At 71.5% G+C, this 23,385-nt stretch carries 18 protein-coding genes; 6 read left to right on the forward strand and 12 right to left on the reverse strand.

Translation table 11 applies throughout. From position 1 onward, the window contains the following. Positions 1–545 precede the first annotated feature (545 nt). Positions 546–1,607, reverse strand: a complete 1,062-nt coding sequence (locus SANBI_RS16895) for a hypothetical protein (protein WP_319157138.1) — start codon at positions 1,605–1,607, stop codon at positions 546–548. A gap of 75 nt (positions 1,608–1,682) precedes the next feature. Then, positions 1,683–2,252: a TetR/AcrR family transcriptional regulator gene (locus SANBI_RS16900; protein ID WP_319157140.1), complete on the reverse strand. Its 570-nt coding sequence runs from the start codon at positions 2,250–2,252 to the stop codon at positions 1,683–1,685. A 94-nt stretch (positions 2,253–2,346) separates the two neighbouring features. On the opposite strand from SANBI_RS16900, the gene SANBI_RS16905 reads away from it, so the two are divergent. Continuing rightward, the gene (locus tag SANBI_RS16905) at positions 2,347–3,189 is read left to right on the forward strand and encodes an alpha/beta fold hydrolase (protein ID WP_179913905.1); all 843 of its coding nucleotides are present in this window, start codon (positions 2,347–2,349) and stop codon (positions 3,187–3,189) included. Between the two features lie 367 nt (positions 3,190–3,556). Here the strand turns inward: SANBI_RS16905 and purL are convergent, their stop codons facing one another. Together purL and SANBI_RS16915 are read right to left on the reverse strand one after the other, a co-directional pair. Further along, positions 3,557–5,881: a phosphoribosylformylglycinamidine synthase subunit PurL gene (gene purL, locus SANBI_RS16910; RefSeq protein WP_319157143.1), complete on the reverse strand. Its 2,325-nt coding sequence runs from the start codon at positions 5,879–5,881 to the stop codon at positions 3,557–3,559. Between the two features lie 200 nt (positions 5,882–6,081). Then, positions 6,082–7,236 (reverse strand): adenosylhomocysteinase, encoded by a 1,155-nt coding sequence (locus SANBI_RS16915; protein WP_319157145.1) that lies wholly within the window; start codon positions 7,234–7,236, stop codon positions 6,082–6,084. Positions 7,237–7,319: 83 nt separating this feature from the next. On the opposite strand from SANBI_RS16915, the gene SANBI_RS16920 reads away from it, so the two are divergent. The 4 genes from SANBI_RS16920 (at position 7,320) to SANBI_RS16935 (ending at position 12,556) form a co-directional block, all read left to right on the forward strand. Then, on the forward strand, positions 7,320–8,345 hold the full coding sequence (locus tag SANBI_RS16920) for a LacI family DNA-binding transcriptional regulator (RefSeq protein ID WP_319157147.1): 1,026 nt from the start codon (positions 7,320–7,322) through the stop codon (positions 8,343–8,345). Positions 8,346–8,393: 48 nt separating this feature from the next. After that, complete coding sequence (locus SANBI_RS16925; RefSeq protein WP_319157149.1) at positions 8,394–9,098, forward strand: GNAT family N-acetyltransferase; 705 nt, start codon at positions 8,394–8,396, stop codon at positions 9,096–9,098. Between the two features lie 84 nt (positions 9,099–9,182). Beyond that, positions 9,183–10,028, forward strand: a complete 846-nt coding sequence (locus tag SANBI_RS16930; protein ID WP_179914538.1) for a formate/nitrite transporter family protein — start codon at positions 9,183–9,185, stop codon at positions 10,026–10,028. A gap of 41 nt (positions 10,029–10,069) precedes the next feature. Next, complete coding sequence (locus tag SANBI_RS16935; RefSeq protein ID WP_319157152.1) at positions 10,070–12,556, forward strand: Tex family protein; 2,487 nt, start codon at positions 10,070–10,072, stop codon at positions 12,554–12,556. A 198-nt stretch (positions 12,557–12,754) separates the two neighbouring features. On the opposite strand, the gene SANBI_RS16940 is transcribed toward SANBI_RS16935, so the two are convergent. Further along, positions 12,755–13,834, reverse strand: a complete 1,080-nt coding sequence (locus SANBI_RS16940) for an alkene reductase (RefSeq protein ID WP_179914536.1) — start codon at positions 13,832–13,834, stop codon at positions 12,755–12,757. 346 nt (positions 13,835–14,180) lie between these two features. Here SANBI_RS16940 and SANBI_RS16945 point away from each other — a divergent pair, with 346 nt between their 5' ends. Continuing rightward, positions 14,181–15,128: a DUF2599 domain-containing protein gene (locus tag SANBI_RS16945; RefSeq protein WP_319157155.1), complete on the forward strand. Its 948-nt coding sequence runs from the start codon at positions 14,181–14,183 to the stop codon at positions 15,126–15,128. Between the two features lie 116 nt (positions 15,129–15,244). Here the strand turns inward: SANBI_RS16945 and SANBI_RS16950 are convergent, their stop codons facing one another. The 7 genes from SANBI_RS16950 to SANBI_RS16980 all read right to left on the reverse strand — a co-directional run bounded on the left by SANBI_RS16950 (position 15,245) and on the right by SANBI_RS16980 (position 23,381). Then, the gene (locus tag SANBI_RS16950) at positions 15,245–16,108 is read right to left on the reverse strand and encodes an EamA family transporter (RefSeq protein ID WP_319157157.1); all 864 of its coding nucleotides are present in this window, start codon (positions 16,106–16,108) and stop codon (positions 15,245–15,247) included. 117 nt (positions 16,109–16,225) lie between these two features. Next, positions 16,226–18,322 carry an acyl-CoA dehydrogenase family protein gene (locus SANBI_RS16955; protein WP_319157159.1) on the reverse strand — a complete coding sequence of 699 codons (2,097 nt, stop codon included), beginning with the start codon at positions 18,320–18,322 and terminating at the stop codon, positions 16,226–16,228. Between the two features lie 233 nt (positions 18,323–18,555). After that, positions 18,556–19,272 carry a TetR/AcrR family transcriptional regulator gene (locus SANBI_RS16960; protein WP_319157161.1) on the reverse strand — a complete coding sequence of 239 codons (717 nt, stop codon included), beginning with the start codon at positions 19,270–19,272 and terminating at the stop codon, positions 18,556–18,558. A 294-nt stretch (positions 19,273–19,566) separates the two neighbouring features. Next, on the reverse strand, positions 19,567–20,436 hold the full coding sequence (locus tag SANBI_RS16965) for an ABC transporter ATP-binding protein (RefSeq protein WP_319157163.1): 870 nt from the start codon (positions 20,434–20,436) through the stop codon (positions 19,567–19,569). 2 nt (positions 20,437–20,438) lie between these two features. Continuing rightward, the gene (locus SANBI_RS16970) at positions 20,439–21,332 is read right to left on the reverse strand and encodes an ABC transporter ATP-binding protein (RefSeq protein WP_319157165.1); all 894 of its coding nucleotides are present in this window, start codon (positions 21,330–21,332) and stop codon (positions 20,439–20,441) included. Next, a complete protein-coding gene (locus SANBI_RS16975; RefSeq protein ID WP_319157166.1) occupies positions 21,329–22,393 on the reverse strand; it encodes an ABC transporter permease in 1,065 nt (354 codons plus the stop codon). Before SANBI_RS16975 ends, SANBI_RS16970 begins: the two co-directional genes overlap by 4 nt. Then, a complete protein-coding gene (locus SANBI_RS16980; protein ID WP_056127394.1) occupies positions 22,386–23,381 on the reverse strand; it encodes an ABC transporter permease in 996 nt (331 codons plus the stop codon). The genes SANBI_RS16975 and SANBI_RS16980 overlap by 8 nt, the downstream gene beginning before the upstream one ends. Between the last annotated feature and the right edge of the window lie 4 nt (positions 23,382–23,385).

Below are 23,385 nucleotides of genomic sequence, written 5' to 3' on the forward strand. Positions count from 1 at the left end.
GCGCAGGGCCGGGAGGACGACTGGTCGTGGACCAGAGGTCGAGGGGGCCGTCAGGCCGGGCGGCGAGCGAGGCTCGCGGTGCTCCGGGTGCCACGCAGGTCGTGCGTGGGACCGAGGGTGACGGCGGCGCGGGTCAGGCCCGCGGGGTGACGCTCAGCTCAGCGGCGACAGGTGAGCGGCGCACCGGAGACCGGACAACAGGACAGGGACAGCCCGGGTTGCGGCTGCGCCGTGCCCAGTGTGCGTCCAGTCATGGTGTGTCTCCTCAGCAGTCCGCCGGTGCGGCGGAGCCCACGGTCGAACCCGTGGACCTCGATGTCCTGGAAGGTATGCACGGCGGACGCCACTGTCAACGGTCTGCTGGAAGTGCTCAGATGCTGGACGTTGGTCCCTTGCGTGAGACGGGTGCGGCGTGCGCGGTCACGCTGAGGTGACTCCCCGCTGCGCTGGCACGCCACGCACAGGGTGTCAGACGGCTGGCCTGCAGCGACGGTCGCGAGGGCAGGCAGCCCTCGCGCTCCCGCCGCATACCGCTGAGAGATCCCTCAGACCGCCTGCCCTGCCGCGAGCCCGACGAGCGCCGTCCGGTTGCTCGCGCTCCACGGCAGCGCCGCCCGGGCGAGCCGTTCCGCGCTCCGGCGCACGAGCAGCGCGACGCGGGCCGGCGGGTCGACGACGGCGAGCTCGGCGTCGGTGAGCACCAGCTCGACGAGGACCATCGGGAGCGACTCGTCGACGTCAGGGGCACCTCCGTCTGCCGTCGCGTCCTCGGCCGAGACCACCTCGACGCCCACCTGGCGGTGGCACAGCTCGTGCTGCGCACCGGCCGCCCCGCCGAGCGCCGTGTAGACCTCGAGGGTCGCTGCACGGCTCGCACCGGTCCAGCAGGACTCGTCGTGCACGTGGTCGGCGGGTGCCTCTCCCGACTCGTCCTCGCAGAGGATCGAGGCGTCCACGTCGATCCACGCGATCTCCGGGTCCTCGATCGAGAACCTCGTCCGCCGGGACGCCTTGGCGGACCTGAGGGTCGGCCAGCGGCGGCTCGACACCCAGCCTCCTGAGGCAGACCCGTGCTCCAGCTGCATCATGGCGCGCAGGGCCTCGTTCTCGTCGGGCTGGGACAGCTCTCCGACGGTGGGCGCGCTGTGACCACCCAGCACCCTCGCCTCGTCGAGCAGGCGGGACAGGTGCATCAGCGCGGGAGCCGTCGAGCCGAGGCTCTGCTCCGGGTCGAGCAGGTGGACCGTGTCGTAACCACGGACGAGCTCGGGCGCGTCGGCCACCTTCTGCACGGCGTCGGGACCGGCGAGGATCACGCGGTCGAGCACCCTGAGGAACCTCATCCTGGCGAAGGGCCGGTCCAGACCTGTGAAGGGCTCGACAGCGAGGGCCCGTCCGTGCTGCTCGGTGTCCAGCAGGGCATAGGCCTCGGCCAGCTGCTCCGCAGCCACCGTCAGCGTCTCGGCCGGCAGCGCGCGGGCCCAGCGCGACCACCTGTCGACGGCGTCCGGGGTGGTCTGCCCACCGAGCGGGACGAGAAGCTCCCAGAGCTGCGCCCACTCCTGCGGTGCGGAGGTGCGGCGGCCGAGCTTCGTGAAGAGTCCCATCTGCCCATCGTGGGGGAGGACGGTGAGCCACGCCCACCGAGACGATGGTGCAGGCTCCCCATCGCCGGGTGCACCTCAGGCCGCGGCCGCAGCTCCCGCGGCAGCCACGAGCACCTCGGCCGCACCGCGCGCCTGGGCGGCGACAGCAGGGTCCCCCGAGATCGCGGCGGTCGTCTGCGCACCCTCGGCGAGGATCGCGAGCTGGGCGGCGAGCGCCGGCGAGGCTCCAGCCGCCTCGACGAGGCGGGCGACGAACCTCTGGAAGGACGCCTTGTGCTCCCGGACAGCCTGCGCGACAGCAGGGTTCGTCCCACCGAGCTCGCCGAAGGCGTTGATGAAGCCGCAGCCGCGGAACTCGTCGTCGCAGAACCAGTCGGCGAGGTAGTCGTAGACGGCGAGGAGCTTCTCACGCGGGTCCTCGACCCGGCCGACCCGCTCGGCCACGCCGTCCTCCCACATCTGGTGGCGGCGGTCGAGCACCGCCAGCACGATCTCGTCCTTCGAGGCGAACACCGAGTAGAGCCTGCGCAACGACACCCCGGCGGCCGAGCGCAGCTCGTCCATGCCGACGGCGGCGTAGCCCTTGGCGTAGTACAGGCTGTCGGCGGCGTCGACGATGCGTTCTCTCAGGTCGTCGGAAGTCATGCCCCCATCCTACTTGCGCGGAGAACGATCGTTCTCTAATGTGAGCAACAGCGCGAGAACGACCGTTCTCACCGTGATCTGGAAGGGACTTCCCATGGGACGCATCACCGTCGGCCAGGAGAACACCACTGACGTCGAGCTCTACTACGAAGACCAGGGCAGCGGTCAGCCCGTCGTGCTCATCCACGGCTACCCCCTCGACGGCCACAGCTGGGAGCGCCAGACCCGCGAGCTCCTCGCCGCCGGGTACCGCGTCATCACCTACGACCGCCGCGGCTTCGGCCAGTCGAGCAAGGTCGGCTCCGGGTACGACTACGACACCTTCGCCGCAGACCTCGACACCCTCCTCGAGACCCTCGACCTGCGCGACGTCGTCCTCGTCGGCTTCTCGATGGGCACGGGCGAGCTCGCCCGCTACGTCAGCCGCCACGGCCACGAGCGCGTCGCCAAGCTCGCCTTCCTCGCCTCGCTCGAGCCCTTCCTCGTGCAGCGCGACGACAACCCGACGGGCGTCCCGCAGGAGGTCTTCGACGGCATCTCCGAGGCCGCCCGCTCGGACCGCTTCGCCTGGTTCACACAGTTCTACGGCGACTTCTACAACCTCGACGAGAACCTCGGCTCGCGCATCAGCCAGCAGGCCGTCGACGCCAGCTGGGCCACCGCCGTCGGCTCGGCCCCCGTCGCCGCCTACGCCGTCGTCCCGGCCTGGCTCGAGGACTTCCGCGCCGACGTGGCCGCGGTCCGCGAGGCCGGCAAGCCCTCGCTGATCCTGCACGGCACGGCCGACAACATCCTCCCGATCGACGCGACCGCGCGCCCCTTCCACGAGGCCTTCCCCGAGGCCGACTACGTCGAGGTCGAGGGCGCCCCGCACGGCCTGCTCTGGACCCACGCGGACGAGGTCAACGCGGCGCTGCTCGCCTTCCTCGCGAAGTAGGCGCAGCCAGCCAGCCAGCCAGCCAGCCAGCCAGCCAGCCAGCCAGCCAGCCAGCCAGCCAGCCAGCCAGCCAGCCAGCCAGCCAGCCAGCCAGCCAGCCAGCCAGCCAGCCAGCCAGCCAGCCAGCCTCGAGATCGTGACTTCGGAGCGAGATCGATGCTCGGAACCGTCGGTCTCGCTCCTAAGTCACGATCTCGACGGCCCGGCGACGGGGCTGCAGGTCGGCTGCAGGTCGGCGGCGGTTCGGCGGCGGTTCGGCGGCGGAGCGGCAGGGCAGCCGGCGACCAAGACGCCCGAGGGGGCGAGGTGCAGCAGTGCTGCACCTCGCCCCCTCGGGCGTCTCGCGTGCCGCTCGCGCGGCGTGGTCTCAGCCGAAGATCGCCGGGAGCGTGCGGGTGTGGACCTCGCGGGCCTCGTCGAGGGGCAGGGTGAACAGCCCGTCGATCTCGAGGGCCTCGACGCCGTCGACGTCATGACCGGCCTCGCCGATCTTCAGGTACGGCACGCCGCGGGCGACGCAGGCGTCGACCAGGCGGACCTCTTCGCCGCGGGGCACCGAGACCAGCACGCGGGCCGTCGACTCGGAGAACAGCGCCTCGAAGTCGCTCACGCCGTCGCGCGCGGTGATCCCGGCGACCGAGACCTTCGCACCCACACCGAATCGCAGGCAGGCCTCGATGAGGCCCTGGACGAGGCCACCCTCGGAGAGGTCGTGCGCGGCGTCGACGAGCTCGTCGCGCGTCGCGTTGATGAGCACCTCGGCGAGGGACTTCTCGGCTGCGAGGTCGAGGCGCGGCGGCACACCACCGAGGTGGGAGTGCTCGACGTCGGCCCAGGCGGAGCCGTCGAGCTCGGCGCGGGTGGTGCCGAGCAGGAAGATGGTCTCCCCTGCCGCGCGCCAGCCGGAGCCCGTCGCGCGCGACACGTCGTCGAGGACACCGAGGACGCCGACAACCGGCGTCGGGTGGATCGAGGAGTCGATCTGGCCGGGCTCACCGGTGCCGTTGTAGAGCGAGACGTTGCCGCCGGTGACGGGGACGCCGAGGGTCTGGCAGCCGTCGGCCAGTCCTTCGATCGCCTCGACGAGCTGCCACATGGAGTCCGGGTCCTCGGGCGAGCCGAAGTTGAGGCAGTCGGTGATGGCGAGCGGGCGGGCACCCGTCGCGGCGACGTTGCGGTACGCCTCGGCGAGCGCGAGCTGGGCGCCCGTGCGCGGGTCGAGCTTGGAGTAGCGGCCGTTCGCGTCGGTCGCGAGCGCCACACCGAGCCCGGTGGTCTCGTCGACGCGGATCACGCCGCCGTCGTCGGGCTGGGCGAGGGCGGTGTTGCCCTGCACGAAGCGGTCGTACTGATCGGTGACCCACGCCTTGGAGGCGAGGTTCGGCGAGCCGAGCAGACGGAGCGCCGTCGCGCGGAGCTCGTCGCCGGTCTCCGGGCGGGCGAGGCCCGCCGCCACGACGGTGTCGGCGTTGAGGCCGTCCTGCCACGCCGGGCGCGCGTAGGGGCGGTGGTAGACCGGGCCCTCGTGCGCGACGGTCTTGGGGTCGACGTCGACGATCCGCTGGCCGTGGTGGTCGATCGTCAGGCGGCCGGAGCCGTTGACCTCGCCGACGACGGCCGTCTCGACGTCCCACTTGCCGGTGATCGCGAGGAACTCGTCGAGCTTCTCGGGCGTGACGACGGCCATCATGCGTTCCTGAGACTCCGACATGAGGATCTCGCCGGCGTTGAGCGACGGGTCGCGCAGCAGCACGTCGTCGAGCCACACGTGCATGCCGCCGTCACCGTTCGAGGCGAGCTCGGAGGTGGCGCAGGAGATGCCGGCGGCGCCGAGGTCCTGGATGCCCTCGACGACCTTGGCCGAGTACAGCTCGAGGCAGCACTCGATGAGCACCTTCTCCATGAAGGGGTCGCCCACCTGGACACTCGGGCGCTTGGCGGGGACACCGTCCTCGAAGGTCTCGGAGGCGAGGATCGACGCGCCGCCGATGCCGTCGCCGCCTGTGCGCGCACCGAAGAGGACCACCTTGTTGCCGACGCCCGAGGCGTTGGCGAGGTGGATGTCCTCGTGGCGCAGCACGCCGAGGCACAGGGCGTTGACGAGCGGGTTGCCCTGGTAGGAGCTGTCGAAGACGAGCTCTCCACCGATGTTGGGCAGGCCGAGGGAGTTGCCGTAGCCGCCGACGCCGGCGACGACGCCGTGCACGACGCGTGCGGTGTCCGGGTGGTCCACGGCTCCGAAGCGCAGCTGGTCCATGACGGCCACGGGGCGCGCGCCCATCGAGATGATGTCGCGGACGATCCCGCCGACGCCCGTCGCCGCACCCTGGTAGGGCTCGACGTAGCTCGGGTGGTTGTGGGACTCGACCTTGAAGGTGACGGCCCAGCCGTCGCCGATGTCGACGACCCCGGCGTTCTCGCCGATGCCGACGAGGAGGTGCTTCTTCATCTCGTCGGTCGTCTTGGCGCCGAAGGTCGACAGGTGCACCTTGGAGGACTTGTACGAGCAGTGCTCGGACCACATGACGGAGTACATCGCGAGCTCAGCAGCCGTGGGGCGGCGTCCGAGGATGTCGCGGATCCGCTGATACTCCTCGGGCTTGAGGCCCAGCGCCGCGAAGGGCTGCACCTCGTCCGGGGTGCTCGCGGCGTGCTCGACGGTGTCAAGGGTGGGCTTGCTGGGGGCGGTCATCAGATCCCTCATGGGTATGTGCCCTGCGGGGGCGGGCACGGCTGGCCGAGACGAGGGCCAGTTTAGCCGCGGAGGGATCGGCGGGGAGCCACGTCTCACCCGCGCGTGCGGCGCTCCTCACGAGTGTCGAGATGGTCCAGCACGCCGGTGAGACGATCCCCGTGCTCGTCCAAAAGCCTGTTGGACAAACCCTGGGCCTCTCACCGCATCCCCTTGAGCGCGAGATACCCCTCCGCGACCGCGACGTCGACAGCCCGCGGCACCGGCACGACACAGTCCTGCGGTCCCACGGCCCCCGTGGCGACCTGTGCGAGGCACAGCGTCTGGAGCGAGAACCCGATGTCCATCGACTGGATCGAGTTCCCGCGGGCGCCGGGTCCGGCGAGGTTGACCATGTGACCACTGCCGAGGACGTGCACTGTGCGACCGTCGGCGAAGGTGACCGAGCGGACGTCAGGCAGGGTCTCGCACGCCGTCGCACCGGGCTGCGCCTCGATCGCGGCGAGGTCGATCTCGTCGGGCTCGTGCCCGGCGTTGGCCAGGATCACGCCGTCGCGCAGCAGGTCGGTGTGCTCGGGCCCGAGGACCCGACCGCCGCCGGTGACCGTGACGACCACGTCGGCGTCCGCGAGCGCCGTCTCGAGCGACGTCGTGCGGAAGCCGTCCATGAGAGCGCGCAGGCACATGACGGGGTCGGCGTCGACGACGGTCACCTGGCTGCGGGCGTTGCGGAAGGTGTCGGCGACGCCGCGCCCGCACCACCCGTAGCCGACGACCACGACGCGCTCGCCGTGCGTGATCCGGTTGGTGAAGCGCAGGTAGGACTCGAGGACGCTCTGGCCGACGCCGTGCTGGTTCTCGGCGAAGGCCTTGATGGGGCTGTCGTTGATGACGAGGACGGGCAGGCCGAGAGCCGCGCGGTGCGGCTCGAGGACCTGCCGCCCGGAGGTGGTCTCCTCGGTGCCGCCGAGCAGCCCGGCGTAGGGGCGCTCGAGGTACCGCAGGAACAGGTCTCCCCCGTTGTCGAGGAGCAGCTGGGGCTCGGCGTCGAGCACCTCGTCGATGTGCCGGGCACGGACGGCGCGGTCGCGGGTCGGCTCGCCGACCACCCGCACCCCGTTGGAGCGTAAGTGCGCGACGGTCCCGGGCTGGGTGGACCCGAGGTTCCCTGTCGCGACGACCTCGGCACCACCGGCACGCAGCGTGGCGACGAGGGCGGCGGTCTTGGGCTCGAGGTGGATCGCGGACCCGATGGTCAGCCCGTCGAAGGGGCGCGTCTGGGCGATCTCCTCGCGGATGCCGGCCATGAGCCGGCACTGCTCGTCGACCCAGGCGATGCGGGCGGCGTCGGTCATGTCGTGTCTCCTCGTCAGGTGCGGGCGGGCGTCCCCTCCTGGGTCGCAGCGTCCGTCATACGTATGACGGCTACTGTAGGACCGTGCCCAGAACCCGGTCAACCACGAGCCCTGCCCGCGGCTCGACGACCGCGACGGAGGTCGCCCGGGCAGCCGGTGTCTCGCAGAGCGCAGTCTCGCTCGTGATGTCCGGCAAGGCTGCGGGGCGGATCGCCCCGGCGACGGCCGCGCACATCCAGGAGGTCGCCCGCTCCCTCGGCTACAGGCCCAACGTCGCCGCCCGCACGCTGCGCACCGGGACCTCGGGGCTGCTCGGCCTCGTCGTCCTCGACGCCTCGCACCCCTTCTACGGCCACATGCTCTCGGCCGCCGACGACGCCGCAGCCGGGCACGGCCTCGCCCTGACGATGATCCAGACGCGCGGGCACGAGGACTCCTGGGAGCAGCGGCTCGCCGACCAGCTGTCCTCGGGCCACCTCGCAGGCGCGATCGTCTGCGGGGAACGCTTGTCCGAGGGCTCGCCGCTGCGCGACAGGCGCGACAGGCTCGTCTTCGTCGAGGTCCCCGAGCCCGGCATGCGGTCGGTCGCCCTCGCGACCGCAGCCGCAGCCGCGGACGCCGTCGCGCTCCTCGCCTCGCACGGCCACAGCGAGATCGCGTACCTCGCCGCCGACTACCCGTCGGCAGTCTTCGCGTCGCGGGTCGCCGACTGCGCCGACGCGGCGCGGCAGCACGGCGTCACGCTCCGGACCGACCCGCGGTGGCGGGCGACCTTCGACGTCGAGCCTGCGACGGCAGCCGCCGGACGCCTGCTCGACGACGGCGCCCGAGCCGTCGTGTGCGACGACGACCTGCTCGCCCTCGCCCTGCACCGCGTGGCGGCCGAGCGACGGGTCACGGTGCCGGACGACCTCGAGATCGTCGGGGTCGGCGACCTCGACACCGCCCGGCTGGTGAGCCCCGAGCTCACGACTGTCAGGCTCCCCGCGACGAGCATCGCGGCTGCGGCGGTCGCCCTCCTCCTCGACGCGCTCGCCGGGCGGGAGACCCCGGAGACCACGACCGTCGAGACTCCGCTCGTCGAGCGCCGTACGACCCGGTCCGTCTGAGCGCACGCCCGCCCGTGAGCGCCAGTCCGCCAGTGCTAGCGTGCCCAGATGACCGCGCACGCCGACATCTCCGACCTCTCCCTCGACGCCCTCTGGCCGGTCAGCGCCTTGCGCGCCGTCTCCGCCGACGCGCTCGGCGACGGTCGTAGCCTCGAGCTGAGGTACCTCGACGACGAGCTCGTCGTCGACCTCGCCGGTCTCGCGTCACGCGGCGTGCACTCCCCCGACACGATGCCTTTCGACGTTCCGTGGACCCGTGGGACCCCCGTCGAGGTCGCCCGCAGCGTGCTCGCCTACCAGTGGGGCGCGAGGTCACGCCTCTCCCCGGAGTCCTGGGCGCTCGAGCTCGGCGTGCTCGTCGACGGTGTGCCCGTGGGCATCCAGGCCCTCCAGACCGACCAGTTCCTCGTGACGCGGACCGTCGAGACCGGTTCGTGGCTCGGCCTCGAGCACCAGGGCGCAGGGATCGGGACGGCCATGCGGCACCTCGCGCTGCACCTGGCCTTCGACGGCTTCGGTGCCCGCGCGGCGACCACGAGCGCGTGGGAGGACAACCCCGCCTCGAACGCCGTCACCCGCAAGGTCGGCTACGAGCGCGACGGAGCCCGCACCGAGGTGCGCGAGGGCGCACCTGCCGAGAAGCTGCGCTACAGGATGCGCCGCGAGGCGTGGGAGGCCCGCCCGGCCGAGCAGCGCCTCGACGTGAGCTACGCCGGGGTCGAGGGGACCCGACGGTTCCTCGGCATCGACTGACCGGCTGCACCGGGATCCGAGGTGCCAGCACGCACTCCGCACCTCCGACCCCCCACAGCCGCCCCGGCATGAGACTCTGTGTCCATGCTGGACAACGCCTCCCTGTTCCCGGGAAAGCACTTCATCTCCACGGTCCTCGAGGCGCTGGAGACCAAGACCGCGATGAGCAGCGCCCTCGTGCGCCAGTACCTCATGCGCGCGGCCATGGCCGGGGTGATCATCGGCCTCATGTACGGCGTGAACTTCGCCGTGATCGCGGCCTTCGAGGAGGCCGGTGACGGCCTCTACCTCGTCGGCAAGATCGTCGGTGCGCTGTTCTTCGGGTGGGCCCTGGTGTTCATCTACTACAGCAAGTCCGAGCTGCTCACCTCGAACATGATGATCGTGTCGATCGGGCTCTACCACCGGCGCACGACCGTCGGGAAGGCCCTGCGGATCCTCGGCCTGTGCTACGTCGGCAACATCGTCGGCGGCCTGCTCGTGGCGGTCCTGTTCAGGTTCTCGTCGTTGACCTCCGGGGCGACCGGTGAGCTCATGACCGACGCCGTCGACCACAAGCTCGGGTACCTCACCGAGGGGGTCACCGGCTGGACCGACCTGCTGATCCGCGCTGTCCTGTGCAACTTCATGATCAACATCGCGATGCTGCTGGTCTACAACGGGATCATCAAGGACGACCTCACCCGGTGCCTCGTCATGGTGATCAGCGTCTTCGTCTTCGCCTTCCTCGGCCTCGAGCACTCCGTCGCCAACACGGTCCTGTTCTTCGTGGTCGGCCTGCAGGACGGCATCGACGTGGGGCTGGCGGCCGGCAACCTCGGGATCGCCCTGCTCGGCAACCTCCTCGGCGGCGGTCTGCTCATCGGGCTCTACTACGCCTACGTCAACGACGACTCCCGCTTCGTCGCCCGGACCACGCCGGGGGCCTGAGCAGGTCCGCGAGCAACCGGGCAGCAAGGCAGAATTCCTTCATGCCGATCTCCACCCTGCCCACGGTCTCGCGCCGCATCGCCGACGAGCTCGCCGTCGGCGAGCACCAGGTCTCCGCCGCGGTCGCCCTGCTCGACGGGGGCGCGACAGTGCCCTTCGTCGCCCGCTACCGCAAAGAGGCGACGGGAGGCCTAGACGACGCCCAGCTGCGCACCCTCGACGAGCGGCTGCGCTACCTGCGCGAGCTCGACACCCGGCGCGCTGCGGTCCTCGCCTCGATCGAGGAGCAGGGGAAGCTCGACGACACGCTCCGGGCGTCGATCATGGCCGCCGAGACCAAGTCCCGGCTGGAAGACATCTACCTCCCCTTCAAGCCGCGCCGGCGCACGCGCGCGCAGATCGCCCGCGAGGCCGGTCTCGAGCCGCTCGCCGACCTCCTGCTGGCCGAGCCCGGACGCGACCCGGAGTCCGAGGCCGGGGCCTTCGTCGACGCCGACCGTGGCGTCGCGGACCGCCAGGCGGCGCTCGACGGGGCGCGGTCCATCCTCGTGGAGCGCTTCGCCGAGGACGCCGACCTCGTCGGCGAGCTGCGCGAGCGCGCCTGGAAGACCGGCGACCTCGCCGCCCGCGTGGTCGCCGGTCAGGAGACCGCGGGCGAGAAGTTCTCGGACTACTTCGACCACCGCGAGCGCCTCACCAGGGCGCCCTCGCACCGCATCCTGGCCATGTTCCGCGGCGAGAAGGAGGGCGTGCTGACCCTCGAGGTCGACCCCGACCCGCAGCCGGACGGGGCTCGCCCGGCGGGTGAGCAGTCCGTCTACGAGCGGACCATCGCCGCGCGCTTCGGCATCTCGGCGGCCGGGCGCCCGGGCGACGCGTGGCTGGCGCAGACCGTGCGGCTCGCCTGGCGCGGGCGGGTCGGGATCCGCGTGGACGTCGACCTGCGCCTGCGGCTGCGCGAGCGCGCCGAGGCCGACGCGATCGGCGTGTTCGCGGCGAACCTGCGAGACCTGCTGCTCGCCGCCCCGGCCGGGCCACGCCCGACGCTCGGGCTCGACCCGGGCTTCCGCACCGGCGTGAAGGTCGCCGTGGTCGACGCGACGGGCAAGGCCGTCGACACCGCGGTGATCCACCCGCACCAGGGCTCGGGCCGCTGGGACCAGTCCCTCGCGACGCTGTCTGCGCTGGTGACCACGCACGGGGTCGAGCTGGTCGCGATCGGCAACGGCACGGCCTCCCGCGAGACCGACAGGCTGGCGGGCGAGCTGGTCGGCAAGCACCCCGGCCTGACGAAGGTCGTGGTGTCCGAGGCCGGCGCCTCGGTGTACTCCGCCTCTGCCTACGCGAGCGCCGAGCTGCCCGGCATGGACGTCTCGCTGCGCGGCGCGGTGTCGATCGCGCGGCGGTTGCAGGACCCTCTCGCCGAGCTCGTCAAGATCGACGCGAGGTCGATCGGTGTCGGGCAGTACCAGCACGACCTCCCGCAGGGCGACCTGTCACGGTCGCTCGACGCCGTCGTCGAAGACGCCGTGAACGGTGTCGGGGTCGACGTGAACACAGCGTCTGTGCCCCTGCTGGCACGGGTGTCGGGCCTGGGGACCTCGCTCGCGGAGTCGATCGTCGCGCACCGCGACGCCCACGGCGCCTTCCCCTCGCGCCGGGCGCTCAAGGACGTACCACGCCTGGGCCCGAAGGCCTTCGAGCAGTCGGCAGGATTCTTGCGGGTGCGGGGCGGAGACGAGCCCCTCGACGCCTCGGCCGTGCACCCCGAGTCATACCCCGTGGCGCGCGCGATGGCGAAGAAGGCAGGGTGCGGTCTCGGTGATCTGATCGGGAGCACCGAGGTGCTGCGCGGGTTGCAGCCCGTCGACTTCGTGGACGAGAAGCACGGTCTGCCGACGGTCCTCGACGTCCTCGCCGAGCTGGAGAAGCCCGGTCGAGACCCTCGCCCGACCTTCGCGGCGGCGCGCTTCGCCGAGGGGGTCGAGAAGGTCGCCGACCTCGTCCCCGGCATGGTGCTCGAAGGTGTCGTCACCAACTGTGCGGCCTTCGGTGCCTTCGTCGACGTCGGCGTCCACCAGGACGGTCTCGTGCACGTCTCGGCCCTGTCGGACAGGTTCGTCTCGGACCCCCGCGAGGTCGTCAAGCCGGGCGACGTGGTCAGGGTCAAGGTGCTGACCGTCGACGTCCGCCGCGGCAGGATCGGGCTGACGCTCCGCCTCGACGACCCGGTCCCGGGAGCTGGCGGGGCTGAGGCGGACCCGGCCATCCGCACCGGGGCAGGCGGCGGCACGGGCGGCGGCGCAGGCGCGCCGAGGAGCAGAGGCTCCCGGGACGCCGCAGCGACCCGCCGTCCGGAGCAGGGCGGCGCGGCGTCCGACAGGTCGGCGAAGGGTCGCGACGGCAAGGGGGCCACACCCCAGGACCGACCCGTACAAGGAGGCGACCGCCGCCGAGACGGACGGCAGGCCGCTCCGGAGAGTGCGATGGCCGAGGCCCTGCGCCGAGCAGGCTTCGGCAAGAGCTGAGTCCCGGCAGCCAGCACCCGGCCACCTGCCACCTGCCACCTGCAGAACCCTCCCGAGGTCGCAGGGACACGAACGAGGTCGTACGGGCACGCCAGATCATGCCCGTCCGGGCACTATCCGGCGTGTCTGTACGACCTCGGTGTCAGGCGTGCGACCTCGGCGTGAGGACGACGACTTCGGCGGGGAGGTGGGTCCCCGTCAGTCCGTCAGGGCGGGGTAGTCGGTGTAGCCCTCGGGGCCGGAGGCGTAGACGGTGGCCTGGTCGAGCTCGTTGAGCTCGCGGCCCTCCTGCCAGCGACGGACGAGGTCCGGGTTGGCGATCACGGGGCGGCCGACGGCGACGGCGTCGGAGTGCCCTGCGACGACGATCTCGGTGGCCTCGTCGCGGCTGGTGATGAGACCGAAGCCGGAGTTGGCGATGGTCGACCCGCCGAAGCGTGTGCGCAGGTCGCGGACGAGAGCACCTGTCGGCTCCTTGTGCAGGATGCTCAGGTACGCCAGCCCGAGCGGCGCGAGGGCGTCGACGAGGCTGCCGTAGACGGCCTGGACGTCGGCTGCGTCGGTCTCGAGCGCACCCTGGATGTTGTGCTCGGGCGAGATGCGGATGCCCACGCGGTCGGCGCCGATCGCCTCGGCCACGGCACGGACGGTCTCGACCACGAAGCGCACGCGGTTCTCGACCGAGCCGCCGTACTCGTCCTCGCGCTGGTTGGACGCCGGCGAGAGGAACTCGTGGAGCAGGTACCCGTTGGCGGAGTGCAGCTCGACACCGTCGAAGCCGCCGACCTCCACGGCGTTGCGGCTCGCGGTCACGAAGGCCTCGGTGATGCCGTGGATCTCGTCGACCGTGAGGGCGTGCGGCACGGGGTACGCGACCTTGCCCGCGGGGGTGTGGGTCTCGCCGTCGATGGCGATCGCGCTGGGGCCCTCGACCTGGCGGTCGCCGTTGATCGCGGGGTGGGTGACGCGACCGGCGTGCATGACCTGCGCGACGATCTGGCCGCCACGCTCGTGCACGGCGTCGGTGACGCGGCGCCACCCGGCGAGCTGGGCGTCGGTGACGAGGCCGGGCTGACCGACGAAGCCCTGACCGGCGTGCGTCGGGTACGTGCCCTCGCTGACGATGAGGCCGACGCTCGCGCGCTGCGCGTAGTAGTCGACGACGATGTCGCCCGGGATGCCCTCAGAGCCCGAGCGCATGCGCGTGAGAGGCGCCATGACGACGCGGTTGGCGAGCGTCAGCGCACCGAAGGTCACGGGGGTGAAGAGGTCGGTCATGGGTGGTCCGTTCGTCGGGGAGAGATGACGTCGTCGCTGCGGTGGGCACCTGGAGCGCTGCTGGGCGCTCGTCGGCACCGCGACGACCCGCAGGTGCCAACCGTCGGCGGGTGCGGATGCTTCCAGAGGTGGCGCACATCACTGGCCTGCGACCTGGCACTGACCTCCGACCTGGCCGTCCTCTCCACAGGTCCTCCCGGTCGCGTCGCTAGAGTCGTGGGGCGCGACCACGCCCCACCAGGCGCTTCAGCACTCAGGCACGCAGCCCCGGTCGCACGCCCGGTCTGAGCACGCACCCAGTCCGACAGCACCCTGCCGTCAGCGCACCGCCGAGGAGGAGACCCGCGTGACCCGACCGACCCGCGCGGCCCGACGAGCCGGGTCCGCCACAGCGCCAGGCACGGCCGCGAGCGCCCTCCTCGTCCTGGCGCTCCTCGCGGGCTGCGGCGGCTCGCCGGACCAGCACTCGCCCTCCACTACGTCGTCGCCGAGCGCAGAGTCGACCGGCGAGCCGACCACCGAGCCCGGCACCCCGGGCCCCACCCCAGCGCCGACCGAGGCCTCCACGACCAGCCCGTCGAGCGAGACGACCACCGCAAGTCCGGCCCTCGTCGTGCACGCAGACGTGTCGTCGGGCGCCGTCGTCCTCGACCACGAGACCGCGGGCACGGGCTCGGGCCCGGGGACCGGCGAGCCTACGACGGTCTCCTCAGTCCCGGACGCAGACACCGGCGCCGTCCTGACCCTCACGCTCCCCAACCCGCAGACCTCCGTCTCCCTCGACGTCCCTGCCGCAGCGGGCGGCGCCGCCCGCAGCGAAGCAGACCGCTCGGCGGCTGTCACGAGCCCCGACGGCAGGCTCGTGCTCGGTCTGTCGTCCCCCGAAGGCACCGCGCCCGACGGGTCCCACCCGCCAGTCCGCTGGTCAGCCGACGACGACGGATCACGCCTCGTCCTCGACCTCAGCGACGTCGCCCCCACGGCATTCCCGCTCGTCGTGACCACGCACCTGGGCACCTCCGTCGTCGCGTCGACCTCGTGGGGAGAGCGCGAGGGTGGGCGGTCGCTCGCGGTCACCCCGACAGACTGGGGCCGGGTCTCCGGGGCGACCGGGAGCGTCTTCGCGTGGGCCGACCTGCTGGCCGCAGACCCGACGGCTGACACTCCGGGCATGGAGGAACAGCTGCAGTGCCACCTGCTCGGCGCGCGGGAGAAGGCCACCTGGAACCTCGAGCCGTGGCGACCAGCCGTGAGCCTCGTCGAGTACGCGCTCGCCCGCTGCAACCCGACCTGAGGGGCGTGCCAGCAGTCCACCGGGCATACGCCGGGGCACGCTCACCCGGGCGCGCGGCCAGCACCCGAGGACGCGTCGTCTCCGACACCCCGACCCGCACCCAGCCCGCCGACCCCTCAGCCCTGCGCCGCCTCCGGCACCGGCCGAGCAGGCCGGCTCGTGAGGGCGATCGCGACGCACACGAGCACCAGGCCGACGATCTCGAGCCCGTGCGGCACCTGCCCGAGCATCACGACGCCGACGAGCAGCGCCGAGACCGGGAGGATCGCGAGCAAGATCGCGAACTGCGCGGGGCGCAGCCTGCGGAGCACCACCTGGTCGATCGCGTAGGGGATGACGGAGGAGGCGACGGCGACGCCGACGAGCGCCAGCGCGCTCTGCCACCCGCCGAGCAGCGGCAGCGCACCGGGCCCTGCGAAGGGCGCGAAGACGAGGGCGCCGGCCACCATCGCGAGGGCGAGCGGGGCCAGCCCGGTCCCCTGGGCCGAGACCCGGCGCCCCAGCAGGATGTACCCGGCCCAGGCTGCCGCGGCCCCGAAGATCAGCACGAGACCGACGACAGCCCCTTCTCCCCCGGCGTCGACCGTCACCCCGGCGAGCAGCACGACACCGCAGAGCGCGAGCGCGATGGCGACGCGCTCGCGGACCCCCTTCCCGGTGAGCGCGGCGACCGCGACAGGGCCGAGGAACTCCATCGCGACGGCGTTGCCGAGCGGCAGGTGCTCGAGCGCCGCGTAGAAGGTGAGGTTCATGGTCGCCAGGACCACGCCGAAGAGCACGCAGGCCAGCAGCGTCTGCCGGGTCCAGCGGGTCCGCCACGGACGCCCCCACACGACGAGCACGAGGGCCGCGACGGCGATGCGCGCCCACCCGACCGAGACCGCCGACGCGGTGTCGAAGAGACCGACGGCGATCCCGGCCCCGAGGTACTGGCAGACCCCCGAGAGCAGGAACAGCAGCGGGGCGGGGAGTCTGTGCACGTGCACACCTTCTCCCACGACCCGCCCGCCGTCCACATCGTCGAGCGCGGAGGCTCCGGCGTCGTGCGCCCGGCCCCCCTGCGGCCGGGTGCGCGACGGCTCTCGAGCCCTCCGCGGCTACCGGGTCTTCTTGGCCAGCGACTTCTCCGACACCGGCTCCTCGCCGCTCGCCCGCGCCACCCGCCGGGCCTCGCGCGCCTCGTCCTGGCGCTGCTTCTCGACGCCTGTCGCGATGGTCGCGCGGATGTGCTCCGGCCCGTAGCCGAAGCCGTCCACGAGGTCCTGCGCGTAGGGCCGCAGCCGCGCGACGAGACGGTCGATGTACGACGAGACCGTCCGTGCCCGCTGCCCCGAGAGGCGTCCGTGGATGAGGTACCACGCGAGGTTCTTCTCGATCACCGAGAGGCCGAAGAGGTCACGGACCCAGGTGAGGACCAGCTGTGTGCCGGGGTCGTCGGCGTCCCCGAGGGCCTTGCTGAAGGCCTCCCACTGCACCAGGTCGGCGTGGGCCCGGGCTGCCTCGATGAGCTCGTGCTGGTGCGCGTTGAACAGCGCCGCAGCCTCTTCCCGGGGCAGCTTCGCGCTGGGCCGCAGGGCTGCGGCGAGGTCGGCGACCATCGTGTCGACACGGTCGGTGAGCAGCTCGCGCTGCGCCTGCTCCTCACGGAGGTGACCGGCCGAACGGCGCACCTCGCCACGGTCCTGGATGGCCTGGGCGACACGGCTCAGCGGTGTGCGGTACAGCACGCTGTCGGCCGCCCGCTCGACGACGAACCTGGCCATGCCCACCCCGTCGATGCCCTTGAACCCTGCGGCGTAGTCGGCCAGGAGCCGCTTGCCCACGAGCTGGAGCAGGACGGTGTTGTCTCCCTCGAAGGTGACGTAGACGTCGAGGTCGGCACGCAGCGAGACGAGCCGGTTCTCGGCGAGGAACCCTTGACCGCCGCAGGCCTCGCGCGCTGTCTGGAGCGTCTCGAGAGCCCGCCAGGTCGAGATCGGCTTGAGGGCCGCGGCCATGGTCTCGAGGTCTTCGCGGGCCTCGGGGGTGTCGGTCTCACCCGAGAACACGGCGTGGAAGAGGTCGAGCAGACGGTCGTGGGCGAAGTGCCCGGCATAGGCCTGGGCGACCAGGGGCAGCAGCCGACGCTGGTGCTCGCCGTAGTCGAGCAGCACGGTCTCGTCGGACCCCGTCGCGGACGAGAACTGGCGGCGCTCGTTGCCGTAGCGCACAGCCGTGGCGAGGGCGATCTTGCTGGCTACCCCCGCAGCGCCGTCGAGGGACACGCGTCCCTGGACGAGGGAGCCGAGCATGGTGAAGAACCGGCGTCCGGGGCTCTCGATCGGCGAGGTGTACGTGCCGTCGGGGGCGACCTGACCGTATCGGGCGAGCAGGTTCTCGCGCGGGACGCGGACGTGGTCGAAGTGCAGGCGACCGTTGTCGATCCCGTTGAGCCCGCCCTTGAGCCCGTCGTCCTCTCCCCCGACCCCGTCGACGAACGCCCCGGTGCTGCCGTCGGGGAGGGTCTCACGGATGGTGGTGTAGAAGGCGTGGACACCGTGGTTGACGCCGTGGGTGACGAGCTGGGCGAAGACCACGGCCGCTGTGCCGTGCTGGGCCGCGTTGCCGAGATAGTCCTTCCATGCCGCCCGGAAGGGCGTGTGGAGGACGAACTCTTCGGTGCTCTCGTCGTAGGTGGCTGTCGTCGCGATGCTCGCGACGTCCGAGCCGTGCCCGGTCTCGGTCATCGCGAAGGCCCCGGGGACGTCGATGCTCATCGCGCCGGGCAGCAGCCTGTCGTGCTGCTCGGGGGTCCCCAGGTGCAAGATCGCCGCACCGAAGAGCCCCCACTGGACGCCGGCCTTGATCTGGAGCGACGGGTCGGCGACGAGCAGCTCTTCGAAGCCCGCGATGTTGCCACCCGCGTCGTCGGAGCCCCCGAGCCGCTCGGGGAAGGCCCGCAGCACCTCGGCCTCCTCGACGAGCAGCGTGAGCTGGCCGATGACCCGCTCACGCGCGTCGGACATGCTCGCGCCCTCGACCTTGGCGAAGCGCGGGTCGGCCCCGATCTCGCGAGACCGCCGACGCAGCGCGGCCCAGCGGCCGAGCATGAGGGTCTGGAGCCCGGGGACGTCGACAGTCGGCTGGTCTCCGTCTGCGTGGGTGGAGGGACGGGCGGCGGGTCGGGTTCTCTGGCGGTCCGAGACGGTGGTCATGGCGGGACTCCTTGGTGCAGACGACGATGTCTGGGGTGTCTGGGATAGCTGACTTCTGGGTGCGGGGGTCGGAGGGCTGGAGGGTCGCAGCGGACAGAGGGTCGCAACGGCTAGGAAGTCGGGGGGCGGGGGGCGGAGGTGTTGAAGGGCTGAGGGCTCATGGAGTCGTCGACGGCCCGGCGACGGTGCTTGGGCCCGTGACGACGGACGGGGCGGACGTCCCGCCCGGGCCGTCAGGGCGCGCGGCGTCCGCGGGCGAGGACCCCGACAGGGCCTCCCCAGAGCCAGGCAGTCACCCTGTCGGTGACCTCGTCGCGGCTCAAGGCGTCGGGGGCGTCGCGCGCCGACATCCACCACTCGCCCGTCCCCCGGATGAAGCCCACGGCCCCGGCGCCCCAGGCTGCGGCGTCGACGGGGTCTGCGTCCATCTCCTGGGCGAAGGGCAGCGCGACGATCTCGATGACCGAGTCGAGGAAGGGCAACCCGGGGGCCGTCCTGGTCACGAAGTAGTAGACGTTCGGCGAGTGCTCGATCATCTCGAGGTAGACGGCGACCATGGACCGCAGCGCGTCACGCGGCGTCGAGGCCGTGCGGGCAGCGGAGGTGAGCGCCTCGCGCATCTGCGCGACCACGGCTTCTCCGACGGCCTGCTGCAGACCGGGCTTGTCGACGAAGTACCTGTAGACGATCGACTTCGACGTCCCTGCGTGCGTCGCGATCTCGTCCATCGACACCTCGGGGCCGACCTTGTGGACGGCACGTCGGGCGGCGTGGACCAGCTCGACACGACGCGCGGCGCGGTGGTCGTCCCAGCGCGTCGACCGGCCGTCGGGCGCCCCGTGGACGGCGGCCACGGCGCGGTCCACGCGCTCCCCTGCGCCAGCGGCACCGGTGCTCGTGGCGGGCTCGGTGGCGTCAGCTGTCGCGGCTTCTTCGGTGGCGTGGCTCACGAGACCGACGGTATCAGGTACCTCCGGTCGCGGACAGTGGGACGGCGAGCTGTGCACGCAGCACCCGGTCCTCGCACCCGTCGCACCCAGGGCTCTGACCCCGCAGCCCCGAGCCCCGAGAACCCGGCGCACCCCACCCCGGGCACGACGACGGCGCGACGGGTGTCCCGTCGCGCCGTCGTCGCCCCGCCGGTCTGTCCGGCGAGACCTGACCGAGGTGTGCGGACCTGCGGTCAGAGGTCTCTCGTGCCCCGGGCCTCGCGCTGCGTCAGCAGGCAGGACGCCGAGGCCGGCTCACATCCCTCGCGTGCCGAAGCGGTCCCGCCCGGCGTCCTGCGGCCCGAGGGCCATCTCCGCGAGCACCTCCGCGCGCAGCCGGCCGTGGTTCTCGGGGTTCGGCGCCGCCGAGAGCAGCAGCTTCGTGTACTCGTGCTGGGGGTTCATGATCACGTCGTCAGCCGGGCCGCGCTCGACGATCTTGCCCTTGAACAGCACGATGATCTCGTCCGAGAAGTGCCGCGCCGTCGCGAGGTCGTGCGTGATGTACAGGACCCCGAGGTTGTCCTCGCGCTGCAGGCGGGCCAGCAGGTTGAGGACCGAGAGCCGGATCGACACGTCGAGCATCGACACGGGCTCGTCGGCCACGAGGAACCGTGCCCCGGGTGCGAGCGCCCGCGCGATGGCCACGCGCTGACGCTGACCGCCCGACAGCTCGTGCGGGCTGCGGCGCGCGTAGCCCGACGCCGGCGTGAGGCTCACGCGCTCGAGCAGCCTCTCGACCTCGGCGTCGGCCTCGGCCTGGCCCTTGACCCTCCCGTGCAGGCGCAGCGGCCGCTCGAGGTGGTGCTGGATCGTGTGGAAGGGGTTGAGCGACGCGAAGGGGTCCTGGAACACCATCTGCACGTCGTGCCTGTAGCTGGCCAGCCCCCGCCCACGGGTCGCGCTGACCTTCCCGTCGAGCAGGATCTCCCCGCTCGAGGGGGTCTCGAGCTTGGCGATCATGCGGGCGATGGTCGACTTGCCCGAGCCGCTCTCGCCCACGAGGGCGATGGTCTTGCCGGGCTCGAGCGTGAACGAGACGTCGTCGACGGCGCGGAAGCGCTTGCCGCGTCCGCCCTGCAGACGGAAGTCCTTGACCAGGTGCTTGACCTCGAGCGATGCCATGGTCACGCCCCCTCTCCGGTGCGGATGAACGAGCCGCGCTCGCCGGTCAGGCTCGGGAAGGAGCTGAGCAGGCGCTGCGTGTACGGGTGCTGGGCGTTCTCGTAGATGTTCTCGGCGGTGTCGAGCTCGACGATCTCGCCCTGGAGCATCACCGCGATCCGGTCGCTGATCTCGAGGAGCAGCGGCAGGTCGTGGGTGATGAAGATGACCGCGAAGTTGAACTCTTCTCGCAGCCGCATGATCTCGCGCAGGATCCCGCGCTGGACGACCACGTCGAGGGCCGTCGTGGGCTCGTCCATGATCATGACCTGCGGGTTGAGGGCGAGGGCCATCGCGATCATCACGCGCTGGCGCATGCCGCCCGAGAGCTGGTGGGCAAAGCTGTCGAGACGGTTCGGGTCGACCCCGACCTTGCGGAGCAGCTCTTGCGAGCGCTCTTCCTTCTCCTTCTTGCTCATGCCCGGGCGGTGGGTGGTGAAGACGTCGAAGAGCTGGGCCCGGATGGAGATCACCGGGTTGAGCGAGTTCATCGCGCCCTGGAACACCATCGAGATCTTGTCCCAGCGGAAGGCGCGCAACGACTCGCCGTGCAGCCCACCGAGGTCGATGTCCGTGCCGTCGTGGTCGTGGAAGGTGACGGTCCCGGCCTTGAGGGCGGCCGGGGGTCGCAGCAGCTGGTTGATGCCGTAGGCGAGCGTCGTCTTGCCGCAGCCGCTCTCCCCCGCGAGACCGAGGATCTCTCCGCGGTGGAGCGTGAGCGAGACGTCGCGGACTGCGTGGACCGCGGGCTCGACCTCGTAGTCGATCGAGACGTTGCGTGCGGTGAGGACGGGTTCGGCGGCACGGACCGCGCCGTCGGCGCGGTGGCTGCCCTGGGCAGCGACGGGCGGGTTCACGAGGTCACCTTCTTCTGCTCGGCGCGGGCGGACTTGGCCGCACGGCGCGACTCCTTGTGCTTGCGGCGTGCCTCGCGGACGCTCTTGGCCTGGGCGGAGCCCGTGCGCAGCTTGGGGTTGATGATCTCGTCGATGCTGAAGTTGACGAGGGACAGCGCACCACCGAGCAGGGCGATGAGGATGCCCGGCGGGATAAACCACCACCACGCACCGCGGGTGAGCGCGGCACCCTGCTGGGCGTCGTTGAGCATCGTGCCCCAGGTGACGCTGCCCGTCGGGCCGAGCCCGAGGAAGGACAGACCGGCCTCTCCGAGGATCGCCGCGACTACGGCGAAGAGGAACTGCGCGGCTGCGAGCGGGAGCAGGTTCGGGATGATCTCGACGAAGATGATCCGCCACGGGCTCTCGCCGGCCACCCGGGCCGCCGCGACGTAGTCCCTGTTGCGCAGGGACCGCGCCTGACTCCTCAGCACGATGGCCGAGCCAGCCCACGAGGTGACCCCGAGGATCATCGCGATGAGCCAGATGCTGCGTCCAGGGATGTAGGACGAGATGACGATCATCAGCGGGAGGCCGGGGATCACCAGGATGACGCTGCTGATGAGGAAGAGGATCTCGTCCGTCCAGCCACCGAGGTAGCCACCGACGACCCCGAAGAAGACCGAGAGGACGACGGTGATGGCGCCGGCGGTGAGACCGATCATCAGCGAGCCGCGTCCACCGTGCGCGAGCTGGGCGAGCACGTCGGCACCCAGCTGCGTGGTACCGAGCAGGTGGCCGTCCTCACCGGGCTTGAGCAGCGAGGCATTGTCGAGGGCGAAGGGCGAGGCCGTGAAGAACGGCACGACGACCGTGAAGAGGACGATCGCGACCACCATCACGAGACCGATCGCGAGCTTCGGGGACCGCCGGAGCAGCTGTCCGAACCGGCGCCAGACGCCGACCTTCGCAGCCTTCCCCGCCAGGACCGCCGTCGGGGTCTCTTCGATGATCTGGGCGGGCGCGATGCCGCCGCCGCTCGCCTGTGCTGCGAGCTGCTGCTCGCGGATGTCGTCAGCCATTGTTGCGCGCCCTCGGGTCGATGAGTCCGTAGAACATGTCCATGATGAAGTTCGCCGCGAGCACGGTGAGCGTGATCACGAGGAACACGCCCTGCATGAGCGCGTAGTCGTTGCCCTGGACAGCCTGAATCATGAGCCGCCCGAGCCCGGGGTAGGTGAACACCTGCTCCATGACGATCGACCCGGCGACCACGAACCCGAGGGAGATCGTGAACCCGGCGATCGAGGGGAGGGAGGCGTTGCGGACGGCGTAGGTCATGAAGATGCGCGACGGGCGCAGCCCCTTGGCCTCCGCGGTGGTGATGTAGTCCTCCGACAGGGTCGACACCGTCATGTTGCGCATGCCGAGCAGCCAGCCGCCGACCGAGCTGAGGATGATCGTCAGCGCCGGGAGCGTCCCGTGCCAGATCGCGTCCTTGAGGAAGGCGAAGCTCACCTCAGGGTTGTCGAAGGTCCAGGTGTCCCAGCCGCCGATGATCGGGAACCAGCCGAGGGTGACCGAGAAGATGTAGATGAGCAGCAGCGCGAGCCAGAAGTACGGCACGGACTGCATGAAGGTGGTCGCCGGGATGATGTGGTCGGCCCACGTCCCGCGCTTCCAGCCGACGTAGGCGCCGACGAAGATCCCGATGAGGAAGGAGATGAGCGTCGCGAGACCGACCAGAGCCAGCGTCCAGGGCAGCGCCTGGCCGATGAGCGTGGTGACCTGCTCCGGGTAGTTCGAGATGGAGACACCGAGGTCTCCGCGGAGGATGCTGCCGAGGTAGCTCCAGTACTGGGACCACAGCGACGCACCGTCCGAGGTGCCGAGGAGGAGCTCCACGCTCCGGATCATCGCCGGGGTGACCTCGCCGCCCTGCCGTGCAAGCTTCTGCAGCAGGATGGTCGCGGGGTCCCCCGGCAAGAGCCTGGGAAGGACGAAGTTGAGTGTGACGGCGAACCACAGCGTTGCTAGGTAGAACGCGAACCGCCGGACGTAGAATTTCATTGCT

The organism is Sanguibacter biliveldensis, from assembly GCF_033798665.1.
GTDB classification, from domain to species: Bacteria; Actinomycetota; Actinomycetes; order Actinomycetales; family Cellulomonadaceae; genus Sanguibacter; species Sanguibacter inulinus.

What these genes read in the sequence shown, in the direction of transcription:
- purL (WP_319157143.1), bottom strand. Translation starts at nt 5,881, where the DNA reads ATGACCGCCCCCAGCAAGCCCACCCTTGACACCGTCGAGCACGCCGCG.
- SANBI_RS16975 (WP_319157166.1), bottom strand. Translation starts at nt 22,393, where the DNA reads ATGGCTGACGACATCCGCGAGCAGCAGCTCGCAGCACAGGCGAGCGGC.
- SANBI_RS16930 (WP_179914538.1), top strand. Translation starts at nt 9,183, where the DNA reads ATGCTGGACAACGCCTCCCTGTTCCCGGGAAAGCACTTCATCTCCACG.
- SANBI_RS16980 (WP_056127394.1), bottom strand. Translation starts at nt 23,381, where the DNA reads ATGAAATTCTACGTCCGGCGGTTCGCGTTCTACCTAGCAACGCTGTGG.
- SANBI_RS16895 (WP_319157138.1), bottom strand. Translation starts at nt 1,607, where the DNA reads ATGGGACTCTTCACGAAGCTCGGCCGCCGCACCTCCGCACCGCAGGAG.
- SANBI_RS16935 (WP_319157152.1), top strand. Translation starts at nt 10,070, where the DNA reads ATGCCGATCTCCACCCTGCCCACGGTCTCGCGCCGCATCGCCGACGAG.
- SANBI_RS16925 (WP_319157149.1), top strand. Translation starts at nt 8,394, where the DNA reads ATGACCGCGCACGCCGACATCTCCGACCTCTCCCTCGACGCCCTCTGG.
- SANBI_RS16905 (WP_179913905.1), top strand. Translation starts at nt 2,347, where the DNA reads ATGGGACGCATCACCGTCGGCCAGGAGAACACCACTGACGTCGAGCTC.
- SANBI_RS16965 (WP_319157163.1), bottom strand. Translation starts at nt 20,436, where the DNA reads ATGGCATCGCTCGAGGTCAAGCACCTGGTCAAGGACTTCCGTCTGCAG.
- SANBI_RS16915 (WP_319157145.1), bottom strand. Translation starts at nt 7,236, where the DNA reads ATGACCGACGCCGCCCGCATCGCCTGGGTCGACGAGCAGTGCCGGCTC.
- SANBI_RS16900 (WP_319157140.1), bottom strand. Translation starts at nt 2,252, where the DNA reads ATGACTTCCGACGACCTGAGAGAACGCATCGTCGACGCCGCCGACAGC.
- SANBI_RS16940 (WP_179914536.1), bottom strand. Translation starts at nt 13,834, where the DNA reads ATGACCGACCTCTTCACCCCCGTGACCTTCGGTGCGCTGACGCTCGCC.
- SANBI_RS16955 (WP_319157159.1), bottom strand. Translation starts at nt 18,322, where the DNA reads ATGACCACCGTCTCGGACCGCCAGAGAACCCGACCCGCCGCCCGTCCC.